13 protein-coding genes are annotated in these 14118 nt (G+C 65.9%); 6 read left to right on the plus strand and 7 right to left on the minus strand.

From position 1 onward, the window contains the following. Positions 1-6 precede the first annotated feature (6 nt). Entirely contained in the window at positions 7-717 is a 711-nt protein-coding gene (locus ABDZ92_RS15055; protein ID WP_125960343.1) for a Crp/Fnr family transcriptional regulator, read from the minus strand. Positions 718-914: 197 nt separating this feature from the next. Then, positions 915-1802 (minus strand): SMP-30/gluconolactonase/LRE family protein, encoded by an 888-nt coding sequence (locus ABDZ92_RS15060; protein ID WP_125960342.1) that lies wholly within the window; start codon positions 1800-1802, stop codon positions 915-917. 322 nt (positions 1803-2124) lie between these two features. Between ABDZ92_RS15060 and ABDZ92_RS15065 the strand changes: the two genes are divergently transcribed. Continuing rightward, complete coding sequence (locus tag ABDZ92_RS15065; protein ID WP_125960341.1) at positions 2125-2853, plus strand: hypothetical protein; 729 nt, start codon at positions 2125-2127, stop codon at positions 2851-2853. Between the two features lie 112 nt (positions 2854-2965). Beyond that, a complete protein-coding gene (locus tag ABDZ92_RS15070; RefSeq protein WP_125960340.1) occupies positions 2966-4594 on the plus strand; it encodes a Na+/H+ antiporter in 1629 nt (542 codons plus the stop codon). A 386-nt stretch (positions 4595-4980) separates the two neighbouring features. Here ABDZ92_RS15070 and ABDZ92_RS15075 read toward each other — a convergent pair whose 3' ends face one another. After that, the gene (locus ABDZ92_RS15075; protein ID WP_343763681.1) at positions 4981-7716 is read right to left on the minus strand and encodes a hypothetical protein; all 2736 of its coding nucleotides are present in this window, start codon (positions 7714-7716) and stop codon (positions 4981-4983) included. Here ABDZ92_RS15075 and ABDZ92_RS15080 point away from each other — a divergent pair. The 4 genes from ABDZ92_RS15080 to ABDZ92_RS15095 are packed head-to-tail and all read left to right on the plus strand — an operon-like array spanning position 7673 to position 9612. Beyond that, positions 7673-8023 carry a hypothetical protein gene (locus ABDZ92_RS15080; protein ID WP_343763684.1) on the plus strand — a complete coding sequence of 117 codons (351 nt, stop codon included), beginning with the start codon at positions 7673-7675 and terminating at the stop codon, positions 8021-8023. The two genes, ABDZ92_RS15075 and ABDZ92_RS15080, sit on opposite strands and share 44 nt — an antisense overlap. Before the next feature lie 38 nt (positions 8024-8061). After that, complete coding sequence (locus ABDZ92_RS15085) at positions 8062-8709, plus strand: hypothetical protein (protein ID WP_343763687.1); 648 nt, start codon at positions 8062-8064, stop codon at positions 8707-8709. A gap of 14 nt (positions 8710-8723) precedes the next feature. After that, the gene (locus ABDZ92_RS15090) at positions 8724-9173 is read left to right on the plus strand and encodes a hypothetical protein (RefSeq protein ID WP_343763690.1); all 450 of its coding nucleotides are present in this window, start codon (positions 8724-8726) and stop codon (positions 9171-9173) included. Between the two features lies 1 nt (position 9174). Next, positions 9175-9612, plus strand: coding sequence for a hypothetical protein (locus ABDZ92_RS15095; protein ID WP_343763693.1), 438 nt, complete (start codon positions 9175-9177; stop codon positions 9610-9612). Between the two features lie 280 nt (positions 9613-9892). On the opposite strand, the gene ABDZ92_RS15100 is transcribed toward ABDZ92_RS15095, so the two are convergent. The 4 genes from ABDZ92_RS15100 to ABDZ92_RS15115 form a co-directional block, all read right to left on the minus strand. After that, complete coding sequence (locus tag ABDZ92_RS15100; protein WP_343763696.1) at positions 9893-10522, minus strand: hypothetical protein; 630 nt, start codon at positions 10520-10522, stop codon at positions 9893-9895. Further along, positions 10519-11652, minus strand: a complete 1134-nt coding sequence (locus tag ABDZ92_RS15105) for a hypothetical protein (protein WP_343763699.1) — start codon at positions 11650-11652, stop codon at positions 10519-10521. Before ABDZ92_RS15105 ends, ABDZ92_RS15100 begins: the two co-directional genes overlap by 4 nt. A gap of 508 nt (positions 11653-12160) precedes the next feature. Next, positions 12161-13231, minus strand: coding sequence for a glycosyltransferase (locus ABDZ92_RS15110; protein ID WP_343763701.1), 1071 nt, complete (start codon positions 13229-13231; stop codon positions 12161-12163). A gap of 469 nt (positions 13232-13700) precedes the next feature. Beyond that, positions 13701-14102 carry a GNAT family N-acetyltransferase gene (locus tag ABDZ92_RS15115; protein WP_343763703.1) on the minus strand — a complete coding sequence of 134 codons (402 nt, stop codon included), beginning with the start codon at positions 14100-14102 and terminating at the stop codon, positions 13701-13703. Between the last annotated feature and the right edge of the window lie 16 nt (positions 14103-14118).

Here is a 14118-nt window from a genome sequence, read left to right on the forward strand (position 1 = left end):
CTGGGCTCAGGCCGGTTCCGCCCGTTCCTCCAGCGCCGACCGGTCCCGCAGCGTCACCGCGCGGCCGCCGGGCAGGCCGATCACGCCGGAGGCCTTGAGCTTGGTCATCTGCCGGCTCACGGTCTCGATGGTGAGGCCCAGCACGTCGGCGATCTGCCCCCGCGTCAGCGGCAGGTCGAAGGTGATCGGCCCCTCGACGGTCGCGCGGCAGGCGCTGCTGCCGGCGCGGTCCGCCATGTCCAGCAGGAAGCCAGCGATCTTTTCCTCCGCAGACTTGCGGCCCAGCATCAGCATGCGGCCGCGCGCCTCGTCGAGTGCGGCGAAGGTACGCTGGAGCAGCAGCCGCTCCATGCGCACATGGTCCTCCAGCACCTGCTCGAACTGCTTGCGCGGAAAGACGCACAGTTCGGCATCGGTGAGCGCGGTGACAGTGAAGTCGGCTGCGTCCGCATAGGGGCGGCCGATGAAGTCGGCGGGATAGTGCAGGCCGACGATCTGCTCGCGTCCGTCGGCGGTGGAGGCGCTGAGCTTCAGCACGCCCGACAAGAGGTTGGCGCAGATGATGCTCTCATCCCCTGCCCAGATCACCGTCTCGCCCTTGGAGAGTCGCTGCCGCCGGCCGAGCGCGTTCAGCGCTTCCAGTTCATGGTCGGTAAGGCTGCCGCACAGAGCCAGGTCCCGCACCGAACAATCGGCGCAAATCTCAATCGCTGCCATGCAGGGCCTATACGTAACATGGATTGGTTTGTCGCGCGAAACGCGCCGGCGTGCGCGTTGATGCGGGTCAAGGCGCGGGCGAGCCGAGCGGGAGGATAGGGGAGGCGTCGCCGGGCAGCGGCATGGCGCCCGCCGCCCGATGATCCTCCCGCCTTCGACGGGCTGCCGGAGCCTTCCGACAGCCCGCCGCTTTTCGTTCAGATCCCGTGGCGGACCTCGACGCCGGGGATGCCGGGCACGTCCACCTCGAACGCGAACAGGTCGCCCGCATGCGGCTGCTCGGCGCGTTCCGCTGCTGACAGGTGCTTGGAAGCGGTGGTGGCATAGAGCGTCTTGCGCTCCGGCCCGCCGAACGCGACCTTGGTGATGGCGCTGACGGGGAAGCGGATCTGCTCCAGCAGCTCGCCCTTCGGCGAATAGCGGCGCACCCCCCAGCCGTTGTAGAGCCCGACCCAGATGCAACCTTCGGCATCGACGGTGGGGCCGTCCGGATGCCCTTCCGAATTGGGGATCTGGGCGAACAGCCGGGCGTCGCTGAGCGTGCCGTCCTCACCCACGCTGCACGCGTAGATCAGGCCCTTGCCGGTATCGACGTGATAGATGGTGCGACCGTCGGGGCTGAACGCCGGGCCGTTGGTGATCGCGCACGACGGCGTAGAGGCGACGCAGCGCCCGTCCGCGCCCAGGCGATAGATGGTGCCGCTTTCGGCAGTCTCGCCATCGTCCATGGTTCCGAACCACAGCCGGCCGTGCGGATCGACGGTGCCGTCGTTGAGCCGGTTGCCCGGATGCTGCGGCTCCGGATCAACCAGCGGCACGAACGCCCCCGTGGTCGGATCGAAGCGGGCAAGCCCGCTCTGGAGGCCTGCGATCAGTCCTCCGTCCGCACAGGGCAGCACGAAGCCGCATTGGCCCGGCGTCTGCCAGCTCTGGATCGCGTTGGTTTCCGGGTCGAGCCGGTAGATGCGGTAGCTCTTGATGTCGACGAACCAGAGCGCGGCGTCGCGCTCCACCCACACCGGCCCTTCGCCCAGCGGGGCGCCGAGCTGGACGATGCTGACGGGCTCGCTGCGCTGGACGGCCATCACAGCGCCTCCACGCGGCGTGCGCCAAGCGGCGCGAGGAGCGAAGGATAAGCAAAAGACGTGGAGATCACCGGGTGAAGGCCTCTTTGTCGCGGGGAGGGGGCGTGCGGCCGCAGCAGTGCAGCGGGTCTGCAGCATCCTCTCCTGCCGCCGGTTATGTGGGTCCCCGGCAGCATCCGTGGCTCCCCACAGGCTGTCAAGCGCGGGATCCCCAGCTCGGAAAGGAGGTAGTGCGTCCGGGACCGCGGCTCATCGCATCGTTAACTCCTGAGTTACCTTGACCTGCGAAGCCGGCAAGGGTTCAGGGAAATGGAAGCGTATCATGTACAAAGCCCATAAGCTGCAGCTGCTCGTCGCCGCGGGCGCCCTCGCCATCGCCGGCTGCGCCCGCAAGCCGGAGCCGGCGCCGCCGCCGCCTGCGCCCGCTCCCACGCCGACGCCCGCGCCGATGCCCGTGCCTCCCGCAGGCAGCGCCGCGGGGCTGAGCACGCCGACGGCCTTGCCCGACGGCGGCTACCCGACGCCCAATCGCGCGCTTTCGACGGCCGGAAAGGTGTGGCACCTGCGCAGCGCGCTCAATGTCGCCGCGCTCCAGTGCAACGTCTCGGACCCGACGATCGTCGCCCACTATAATGCGCTCATCAAGACGCAGACGAAGAGCTTCGCTGCCGCCCACAAGACGCTGTCGGCCGAGTATCGCGCCGCCGGCGGCGACTGGCAGGACCGCTTCGACGACTCCATGACGCGCCTGTATAATTTCTTCGCGCAGCCGCCCGTGCAGAAGGAATTCTGCGCCCGCGCCGTACCGATGATCGCGACCGCCGCCGGCCTTCCGGCCGGCGCGTTCGAGAGCTTCGCCGCAGGCGCATTGGAGCAACTCGACCAGCCATTCGTGGACTTCTACCGCCGCTACGATCTGTACCGGGTCGAGCTTGCGGCCTGGAAGTCGGGCCAGCAGTCGCCCGTGCCCCGGCTTGGCGTGGACCCGGTCGTGCTGCTCGGCTCCAACGAAGTGACGCTGGCCAAGGGGGTACGCGTCGCGTCGCGCTGAGCCACACCCGCGCCCCTGCGGTTTGCATCGGCCGCCCCCCGGCCGCTAGGGGAGGGGAAGGAGGTGGGCGCATGGATGTGCCCACGCCTTTCCCTGCGCATTGGAGTGGCTGTTGGAATCAGTAACGATCGTTCTTGTGCTGCTGCTGGCAGTGGTGGTCAGCGGTGCCGTCTCGCGGATGGTGCCCTTCGCGGTACCGGCGCCGCTGGTCCAGATCGCGCTCGGCGCGGCGATCGGGCTGGCGGGCGATTGGCGGGTCGCACTGGATCCGGAACTGTTCTTCTTCCTGTTCCTGCCACCGCTGCTGTTCCTGGATGGCTGGCGCATCCCCAAGGACGAATTGTTTAAGGATCTGCCGACCGTGGTCGAGCTGGCGCTTGGCCTGGTCGTGATCACGGTGCTCGGAATGGGGCTGTTCATCCACTGGATGATCCCCGCCATGCCGCTCGCGGTCGCCTTCGCGCTCGCAGCCGTCGTGTCGCCGACCGATCCGATCGCGGTCTCCGCCATCGCCGCGCGCGTGCCGATCCCCAAGCGGATGATGCACATCCTGGAGGGGGAGTCGCTGCTCAACGACGCGTCGGGCCTGGTGTGCCTGCGCTTCGCCATCGCCGCAGCGCTCACCGGCACCTTCTCTGCCTCCAGCGCTGCGCTCAACTTCCTCTGGGTGGCGTTCGGCGGGCTCGCGATCGGTGTTGCCGTCACCATGGCCGTGACCTGGGCCAAGTATCGCGTGTCCAGGCGCTTCGGCGAGGAGATCGGCTCGCAGATCCTGGTCAGCCTGCTGATCCCGTTCGGCTCCTACCTGCTGGCGGAGCATTTCCACTGTTCCGGCATCCTGGCGGCCGTCGCTGCCGGTGTGACGATGAGCTTTGCCGAAATCTCGCGGCAGGCGCTCCCCGCCACGCGCGTTCGTCGCAATTCCGTCTGGGACACGATCCAGTTCGCCGCCAACGGCATCATCTTCGTCCTCCTGGGCGAGCAGCTGCCGGCAATCCTCCACGGCGCGCGTGAGACGGTCGCGCTTACCGGCCACCAGAATGTCTGGTGGCTGGCCCTCTACGTGCTCGCGATCAACGTCGGGCTCGCCGCATTGCGGTTCGTGTGGGTGTGGATCTCCCTGCGCCTCACGCTGCTGCGCCGGGGCGACGCCGGGCAGAGCCCGGAGTGGCGGCTCGTCGCCGCCATGTCCTTTGCGGGAGTGCGCGGGGCGATCACCCTGGCGGGCGTGCTCACCCTGCCGCTGCTTGCTGCGAACGGAACGCCGTTCCCGGCACGGGACCTCGCCATCTTCCTTGCCGCAGGGGTGATCGTCACCTCGCTGGTGGTCGCCAGCATCGGGCTTCCGCTGCTGCTGCGGGGCCTGAAGATGCCGGCGGACGCGTCCGTCCAGGCGGAGGAGGATGCCGCGCGCGTCGCCGCTGCGGAGGCTGCGATCCGCGAGATCGAGCGCGTCCAGCACGACCTAGCCGCCGGCCGCAGCGACGCCGATCTGTACGCGTCCGCCGGAGCCCGCATCATGGACCTCTACCGCGAGCGCATCGAGGCGCGCAGCCAGGAAGGGGAGGCGGCGGAGGCGGCGCGCCGCGAAGATGGCATCGAACGCGAACTGCGCCTCGCGGGTCTCAAGGCGGAACGCGCCGCCATCTTCCGCAGCGCACGCGAACGACGCATCGGCAGCGCCACGTCCAGCAAGCTGGTCCGCGAGCTCGACCTGCTGGAGGCGCGCTACCGGAGTTGAGCGCCGGCGGCGTCCCGTGCCTGGCACCGCGCCAGCATCGCGACGCCGCTAAGCCTCGCGGTTCGCATCATGAAGGGGATCATCCTGCCTCCGTCGTTCCGCTCGGAAGCATGGACGTGAGATGTCAGGGGTGCTCTGACGTCGTGCAGCCTTGCGCTGCAGAAGTGTCGATTAGCAATAAGAGCTTCTCATCTAACATCATTGAAAATGCTTGATTTGTGCAAAAGCGCATATTGAGTGGTTTGCACGAAGAAGTACTCAGATCCTTCGATTGAGCAACAAGGTGTACTCAGCGCCTGGGAGGGGGCGCGGGCGAGCAAGATCAACGAGGAGCGAAATCGAGCCTTGCTGATGTGAAGAGACCGTCCGTGGACGATCACGCGTAATCAGATGCCGGAGCCGAGGATCCGATTGGTGACCTGTCGGCGATCCCAAAGGCCATCTGCGACAGCGTCGATCCCCGCGCGCCGGATCAGGTGATACGTATGGCTTGCGCTTCTCCCGGTCAGCGCAGCTGCTTCGAGCACCGAGATCCCGACCCTTCCGAGGCGCAGCACGTCAGCCAGCAGGAACGTGATCGGATTTCTGCCTTCCCGTGCAAGCGCGTCCAGGGCGTGGCAATTTGCCCCGATGTTCAGGATTTCCTGCGCCTCACGCTGGGTGAGTCGTTCCGTCGCGAAGGTGTCGATGTCGATCGCCGGCGCCATCTCCGATAGCAGCGTCACATCCGCCCCCGCGATCGAGATCGTGTCGAACAACTTCGCTTCGCGATCCGCGATGCTGAAGGGAAGGCGGCCATCGAGCATGGCGCCGATCACCGCGGCCCACGGCTTGGGTCGACCATGTATCGAGAGCATCGCTTTCCGAATACGTGTCGGGTGCTCGATGAGAGATCGGCCTGCGTCGCTCATTCGACGCAGGAAGTCCGAGACGTCCTGCTCGGTGAACCACACCTCGTCGTCCAGGCGCAGCCCGCTCGCGCTCATGTGCCCATGGTCGGCGATCTCCTGCACGGCGCGCCGGCCGATGCCGAACCTGTAGGCGATGGTTCCTGCGGAGACCCGGCTCCGGATCGCATCCGCGAAGCCGAGGACCTCCTCGGGATCGAAGACGGGGACGAGGCGGGTGCCTCGCATGTGCTCGTACGCGCCAAGATGCCCGCGGGCCCGCCCCGCCATGAGCGTCTCCGACTCCAACCTCGCGAGCTCGTAAGCGGGACGTATGCCGATCATCGGCGATCGTGCGCTTCCGAACCATGTGCCGCGAGGCCGCGCGGCCTTGATCATCGGGTTCGTCAGGCTGCCGCGGTCGTGTTCGTCAGTCCTGTTACGCGAAGGAACCATACGCTCGTAGGTGACGACGGCGGCGCGCCAGCCCGACCGGGCCATCGTCGCCGCTGGAGCCAGCGCCTGTATGCCAAGGGGCCATGTCAGAAGTGCCTGGCACGCCGAATGCAGCGCCTCCAGTTCATGGTCGACGTCGACGGACCCGCCCGTTACGCACTGTCGTAGCCGCGTGATGCAGCGATAGAGATCGTTCCGGTCAGCCTCGCGGAGGGCCGGTGGGAGAAGTCCCAGCGCTTCGGCGCGGACGGCTGGCAGGGGACTGGCAAGACCAGCCACGAGGGCCAACCCAGCTTGAAGCGCTTCGGGGACGATCCTGGCCGGCGTTCGCGCCAGCGGTCTCCCGCAATCGTCGCAGCGATGCACCCCATTCAGACGAATCCATCCCTGCCGCACCCCGCAGAGGCAGGTGTCGACGAGCAGCTCCCAGCTTTCGGGACAGAACGGCAGGTCCTTCAGTTCCCAGATCGCGCGGATATGCGGAGAGGTTTTCAGCGAGGCGGGTGAGAAGCGGCGCGCCTTCTTCTCGATCGCTGCCCCTGCGACGGTGAGACCGAAGAAGGACAGGCGCCCCTTCTCGAGGGCGACGTACCGCCGCGCTTCGATCTCGCCGACATCGACCCGGATGACCCGAGCAAGTTCCTCGACGTCCAGCTCCTCGGCCTCGGAGATGGTGACGACGTTGCGGTAGCGGGTGTCGTGACTGACGGACTCGGCGACGATGTATTCGTTCTCATCCAGCACTTCGACGATCTCGCCCATGAGGCGTTGAAAGATCGCCGTATCGGTCAACCGCGCGGCGCGTCGCCGCTCGTCTTCGCCGGCCGCCTGGGTGATGTCGGACTGCCGTTCGAACAGCCGGGCTCGGTACTCGACGAGTGTCTCGGGGGAGCAGAAGGCGAGTTCGTCCTCGGCGATGTCGGCGAGGATGAGGTCGTGCACCCACTTCGGAAGACGATCGGCGTACTCGGGCGCGTCGCACTCGAACGTGACGTAGACCTTGTCGACGGGATCCCAGACGTGGATGCGGCCGAGGTCGCCCGGGTCGTACTTCACCTTGACGGGGACGCTCGCCACCTTGGTCTTCTTGGATGGGCGTTCGCGATGTCGCAGCTTGTCGAACAGGCTTGCTGCTCGCGGCTTCTGAACGTAGCGAAGCCCTTTGAAGATCTCGATGCCGGAGGCGCGAAGTTCGACGTCGTACTCGACGCAGCCGATCGCGCGCCTGAACTTGGCGAGATCCTTGATGATGTTGACCTTACGCTCGTTCAGCTTCTGCAGGTAGAAGGAGAGCGGCGAGCGACCCATGAGCGCGTCCGTGGGCGACACGTTGAGGACCGCCACGGCGCGATCCAGTATCGGGCGCAGATCCGCCAGCGTCGGCAGCTGGTCTGCCGGCGGATCGTTCTTGGTGTGTCGTCGAAGCGCGATCGGATCGACGGCTGCTGCGACGCCTTTGAAGCCCAGATCGAGGATGACGCCGATCAGCCGCTCCATGTCCGACTTGTCCCTCGGCCGCTCGGCTCCGGTGAAGTCGACGTCTATGGAGAGTTCACGCGCGGAGTCCTCGACGTGGCGGCCGTGGTATGCGGACAGGTTGTCCCCCACCAGGCGATCGGGTTTGACGACCATCATCGCGAGCTGCGCGTGCTTCGACATGTCGGCCGGCACATGCTTGGGCGTGCTGGCGTCGGCCAGCGTCCGCAACACCGTGGCCGAGGATGGAGGGTCGGAGATGCTGCGCTTCTCGGGTCCGGTGTCGGGCAGTGCCTTCGCCATTGAGGGGGCGCGCAGCCTGTTCGGCGGGCTGGCGACGCTCGGCATTTCGTCACCGCTGCGCGTCGAGCGCGCCCGGGCGACGCTGCTCGCGCCGGTCGCGTTCGATCTCATGACGGGCGTGCTGACGACGGCTACGACTGCGGTCGATCTGGCGCCGAGCGCACGCGAGCTCGACTTCGAACTAGGCTGGTCCGCCAACCTGTCGCCGACATCGTCGCTGCGCCTCGGCGTCGCGCGCGCCTTCGACGCCGGACACGTGGCCGGCGCGACCGACACCGCGGGCTTCGTCACCTTCTCGCTCCGCTGAGATCCGCCCGCCACCTTTGGAATGGGGAAGAACTGACCATGAAGATCATCGCATCGCTGCTCGCCATCACCGTGCTCTCCGTTGTGCCGGCCCATGCTCAGAGTGCCTCTGAGGGGCGCGGTCCCATGCAGATGGACGTCGCCGGCGTTCGACTGGGCATGCCGCTCGCACAAGCACAGGCCGCAGCGACGGCTGGGTCCTATGTCTGTCGACCTTATGGAAGGAAGCTGACCTTCGAGGAGCAGGTCGACAAGGAGGCCAAGCGGCGCGTGGGCCGGTCCGATCCCTTTCGCCAGGGCACGGGCACGATGCAGCTGGAGTGCAAGGGGCCAGGCGGAGCGGATCTGCGGATCGATGTCGCCCAGCTCCGCAGTGGACCCGTCGTCGACAGCTACCGGCTCCAGATCCCCGGCGCCGGAATCGATCTGGCCGCAGTGCGACGGCAGCTCGCAGCGAAATACGGCAGGCCCACCGTCGGCAACGATACCCTCGGCTCCTGGTGCGATGCGGGCTACCGCTGTGGGGAAGGCGTCGTGTTCAGCGAGGGACCGATCACGGTGGTCGACGCGATGACCAGCGTCGACATCATGGCCACTCGAGGCAAGCGGGCGCGCGCTGCGGACGAGGCTGCCGTCGCCGCAGCTGCCGATGCAGTCGCTCCGAAGAAGACCCGGGCAGCCTTCTAGGACGGAGGCATAGGATGCCCTTCATCATCGGCATGATCCTGGGCGACGTGCTCGGCAGGATCGGCTTCTTCCGCGCGGCAGGCGCCGCCATCGTGCTGTGCGCCACCGGCTTCGTCGCCTACCGTCTGGTGGCGGCTAATCTTGATCCCGGCATGGCCTGGGTTGCCGGCGCTGCCGCGCCGCTGGCCCTCTTTGGATGGGCCATCTGGCACCCGGCTAAGTCGCGGTTCCGCCTCTGGATCGTCGATGGCGTGTTCCTCGCTGTCCGGCTCGCCATGTGGTGGGCCGTGATCGCCTCTGCCGTCGGGCTGGTGACGTCCGACTTCCGCCTGGGCACTTGGTTGACGCGAGAGGCGCTGTTCCTGCCCGTCGCGGGAGTCTTCTGGGCGGTGCAGTGGGTGCTGAGCGTGCAGGTCGCCCGCTCGCACCGGATCATGGGCGACCGCAGCGTGGTGGAGGGCTGACGTGTTCCGTTCCAACCGGTTTGGTCGACTGGCGTGCTGCGTCGCCGTCACGATGGTGGCGCCTCAGGGGCATGCCCGCAGCCCGGATACGCTGCTGCAGCCGTCGACGATCGAGGACTGGCGTGCAGTCGGCATGGACGGGACCGGCTGCTACTGGTCGGCTCGGCGGAATGGGCCGGTCCTCTTCGCCGCAGCGGGGCAGACAGCCGTGACGAAGGTCGCAGGTCGCGTCGTCGTTCTCGCTCCCGCCCCGGAAGCGCGTGAGCTGTTTCCCTTCACCTACGATGCATGGACGTCCGACCGGCTGACCATCCGGGTGAACGACAGCGGCGTCGTGCGCGCGATGGGTGAGGAGACGGTCACGACCGACGCGTTGCTGATTGTGACGGCCGGGGCCAAGGCCAGGCGGATGCGGGGTTCGTTGATCTGCGGATCATGACGGGCTGAGAACACCGCGCGTGCTTGGTGGCACGCGAGTAGCCCCTCAGCGTCTGCCCTGCCGGAAACAGCGAGATCAGTCGCTTGCCGCTTGCTCAGGCGCAGCCATGAAGTCGCCGGCGATCGGGACTATTCCGTGACCGCCTCTGCACAGACCAACGACGGCTGACGCAATCATAGCACGGGGCACCAGTTCCGCGGCAGCCTCATGCGTGGCGCATCGATGTCGACTGGCTATACGATTGAAGAATCCTGTGCCGCCCTAGGGCACGGAAGATCAACTATTTCTTGATCGAGGATCCCGTTGAGTTCGCCGACGGCCGATAGATGAGCGAGGATGCCCTTTTCTGCAGTGTCTGCAGCACCGCCACCCGTGAATCCCTTGCCCGCTCGATCGCCTTCATAAGCGGCGGGCTCTCCTCCACCGGCGGCAGGCGGTCAAGCAGGGCCGAAAGCTCGATGTTCTTCTTGCGATAGTCCTGCACGACGCGGATGTCGTCGCCGAGCACAGACATCTCAAGGCGCTCCAGAATGGCGTCCTGCTGCTGTATGTTGGACTGGATGAGTTCCACCTTGGCCAGCAGGGCGGCACTATCGAGCGGCTGTGCCGTTCTATGACTGCCGTCGGCGTTTACGGACGCGGTCGCTAGATAGGTCGGCACGAAATCGCGAAAGAGCGGATCGAGCTTGTCAGCGACTTCCCTAAAGGATTTCAGATCCTCCTGCCGTTGATCCTGCTGCTGTTCGTAGTGGTGGCTGATCCAGCCGCCACCCACGGCAAGACCCGCGGTGACGAGCGACGACACGCCGAATGCGATCGCGGCCCACGTGCGGCTCACGGGTTTGGCCTCGGCCTGAGCCGTGCCGGGTGTTTGCTGGCTGCCTGACACCGACTGCGTTACCGCTGTCACCTTTTCCTCCGTCCTGTCCTCATCGAGGTGGACAATCCGGTCTTCCTCTTGGCGCTTCTCGCAGCCTCACATACGCGCTGCCATTCGTCCAGCCTCATGAGTTGCATCGCCCCTCTGATGCGCTCCTCGACCTGTATTTGACAGCTTTCGTCGTGTGGAGATGCGGTATTCACGATGTTCGGTACGGTGGATGGTGCCTGTGCCTCGGCATCTGCAGCTGTCGCCATCGTCATGAGCCCTGCGACGACGATCGGCGTGATCGTTCCGCTGAGTAGCCGCTGATAGCCCTTCGAGTTGATGTTCAGCTTCAACTCCGGCGTGTAGTCCGGCATGTTCTCCAGATAGCCGACCGCTTCCGAAAAGGTCAGTTCGCGGCCGCGAACGCCGGCTTCAAAGGCCGCCACCACTCCCGCCGCGTAGTTAACGAAAGTCTGGATGTGGTAGTCGTCAAGCGTATCGAAGTCGTCTTCGGTGGTGTTGAGGCGTGCGGAGTAGATGTCTTCGAACGCGTACTGATCGAAGGCGGCTCTCAGAACCTGGTCTCGCAGGCTGCGATCAAGCTGCATGATCGGATTGGGTGTTCCGAACTTGGCTCGCAGTTCCGGTTTCAGGGAGCCGCGGATCCGTCGTGCCGTCCACTGCACCCGCCGCACGGGGAGGCGCTCGGCTTCGTAAACGTCGCGCCACGAAGCGAATTCGGGTTCCCCCACTATCTGGCCGAAAAGGACAGGGTCGTCGAAGCCCTTGCCGGGCGCGACGACGATGGTTCCGGGCTTGAGCTTGTAGAATAGTGCTTCCACCGCCCCGGCATACCTGCCGACGCGCCTTCCATGGGCGAGATCATGATAGTGTGCAGCGTCCCGCGGTGGTTCGGGATCGACGCGATGGGCTTCGATCCAGTCCCGCACCGCGATGGCTTTCACGAGCTGCCGTCGAAGTTCGTCCCGCGTGGGCGGTCTTCGAAAATCGACCGTGAGAGATGGAAACTCGAAGAAGACCGCGTCGTGGCGGTCAAAGGCGGAATACAAGCGGTAGTCGCGACCAGGCTGTATGACGTAGATGTCTTCGTCGGAACGCACGATCCTCGTTGCGATGTCCAGCTCGTCCGTATCCGATCCCTTGATGCGCACACGCCCTCCTGCGATTTTACGCTCTTGTCACGCAGGTGGAGCGCGCAAGCAACCCCTAGCCCAGCCGCCGCCAAGGGCCTCTTTCGAATACTCTTTCTGCTGCATCGACGATCTCACGGCGCCTCCGGGCGAGGCGCTTCGCCATCGCCGTTGGTCACATCAGGTGGCCGCTAGCGGTACGGCCGTGTCCATCACCAACACGGCAAGAAGGACGTCCTCGTGAAGATAGCAGACGACCTCACGAGCTATCAGCTAGGCGCCCGCGCATCAAAGGCAGCCGTGCAGGGGGACGATGCAGATGTCATCAGGTTCTCGATCGGGTTGGCGACGGGAAGAGCTCGAAGACGCGAACGTCCTGCCACAGAGCTCCTCCAGCGGCGCCCTTGTGCTATGGAGAATCGCGCGATCATGTCGCTAAAATGGCTAAGAACCGGCTGCGGCGTTGCACTGCGGGGGAACGTATCACCATCCTGCCTACCGAGCAGGGGCGCGTATTCTATGCGATGCACTATGGTTTGCAGAAGAGATTCGGACGCACGTCGATGAGGTGCAGGACCGCGAGGAGGGCCGTGCCCGGACTGTTCGCCAGCTCATCGGCCGAAAAGGTCGGCAGGGCTGCCAGCGCGGCAGTCACGTCGGGAGGCCAGTTGGCGCGTATCCTCGTGCCTGATGCTTCTGCAACGAGCGCAGGAAGGTAGCGGAAGAGAGCGAGCTGGTGAGCCCGCCTGAGTCGTACGGCTTCGGGCTCGCGCCCTTGAAGGACTGCCGCAGCGAACCTCTCGATGTCGCGAGTACGATCGGCACCCATCGCACGCGCCTCGATCCAGGAGGTCTCGCGAGGGAAGCCGACGGTGGTATACTGGAGCCGCGGGTCTGCCCGCACCTTGCGCCGCGACGGGATGGCACCGGCAGTATTGACGCGAAGTTTGCGTGCGCAATGGCGCAGGCGGGCGCGGATGAACATGCGGGTGGTTTCGGCGTGGATTGCGTCGCCGATGGTCGTGAATTCCTCGAAGAGGCCTCCCCAGATCAAATAGTCGGACAGCCGGTAGCCGCAGACCTTGTCGTCTAGAACGACCTCATCCTCGTCCTCGGCGTTGAGAGGATCGGTTTCGTCGTCGACCAGCCGCTGCGCAGCGAGGTAATTCGGATGACGCGCCGCGAAGTCCAGCGGGGGCTTGGTCGAGCCTTCGAGCAGGGCGCCACGAGCTTCGGCAGCCGCGGCTTGCATGATCGTAACGTAGCGCTTGCGATACACCGTGTCGGCGTCGGCCTGCAGTATCAACACCTCCTCCGGCTGAACACCGCGCGTGCGGGCAAGGCGCTCCGCCTCGCGCACCCCGCGCCTTCGCGGAGGGACGAAGCCCCTCGTCGGCTCCGTCACCAAGTGGACGGACTCTGGAGAGCGCTTTTGGAGGTCGTCGAGCACCCGCAGCGTGCCGTCGGTTGACCCATTATCGACGATAATCAGGTGCGCCGCTTCAGGAGGGTCTTCATTCTTCGAGAAACCTAGCGAGGTGACGGCGTCGGCGACAAGGGCTACCTCGTCGAGGCACGGCATGACGACGAAGGTCAGCACCTCGGCGCGCGCGTCGCAAGCGAGAGCGACGCAATACAGCGGTGAGAACAGGGAACGTGCGAGACCTTCGAGGACCCAGAAGCATAGCCTTCCGGATCAATGGCGCGGAAGCGGCCATGGAACCGGCGCGTTGCGAGTACAGCGTGTCTGCCGTCGATCCCCTCGTCGCCGACGCGCGCGGCGGTACGACTGCAGCATGCAGGATACCCGAGCAGCATTCCGAGCGCGAAGGTGTGTCGGCCAGGGCGCCGATCCAGGTCTAGGACACGCCGCGCGAGAGTCGGGTCGCGCGACAGGGCAGCATAGCCGTCGAGGTCGCTGCTGGTGAACAGACCGAGGCGCCTGGCCCACCGGCGGAGTTCCGATGCGCGACGATCGACTCGGATTCTGACGACGGGCTTGGTGCATGCGAGGAGCTGGACGATGTCCGTGATCGCCGAGGGCGCCAACCAGGCGGGCAGCGGCTCCATCAGCCCTTCGATCCATCCCGCCGGAGGATGAGCTGGGTAATGCCTTCGGGGGAGGCGTCGGTGAAGCCGGCGGCCTCCGCGGCGAGCTTGGATGCAAGATTTGATTTGCGCATGTGGAGGTAGAGGGAATCGTGTTGGCTCGCCTCGGCGGCCATGCGGTACGCGACGCGTCCAACGCCCTTGCCCTGCTGATCCTGGTTTAGGAATATCTGGAGCGAGGCGTGGCGACCTAGCGGCGCCTCGTCGATGACGTTGACGAACACCTCGCCTGCGCGCTGGCCGGCGACCATGACGTCCCAGTATTCGCCGCCGGAGCCGTCGCCCTTGTCCTTATGGCCGGGCTTCTGGATCAGCTGCACTTCGGCTGGATCGATCTTGGGACCTCCCTTGGGTGGCTTCACCACCTTCGGCTTAGGC

Origin of the sequence: Sphingomonas molluscorum (genome assembly GCF_039522995.1) — a bacterium.
GTDB classification, from domain to species: Bacteria; Pseudomonadota; Alphaproteobacteria; order Sphingomonadales; family Sphingomonadaceae; genus Sphingomonas; species Sphingomonas molluscorum.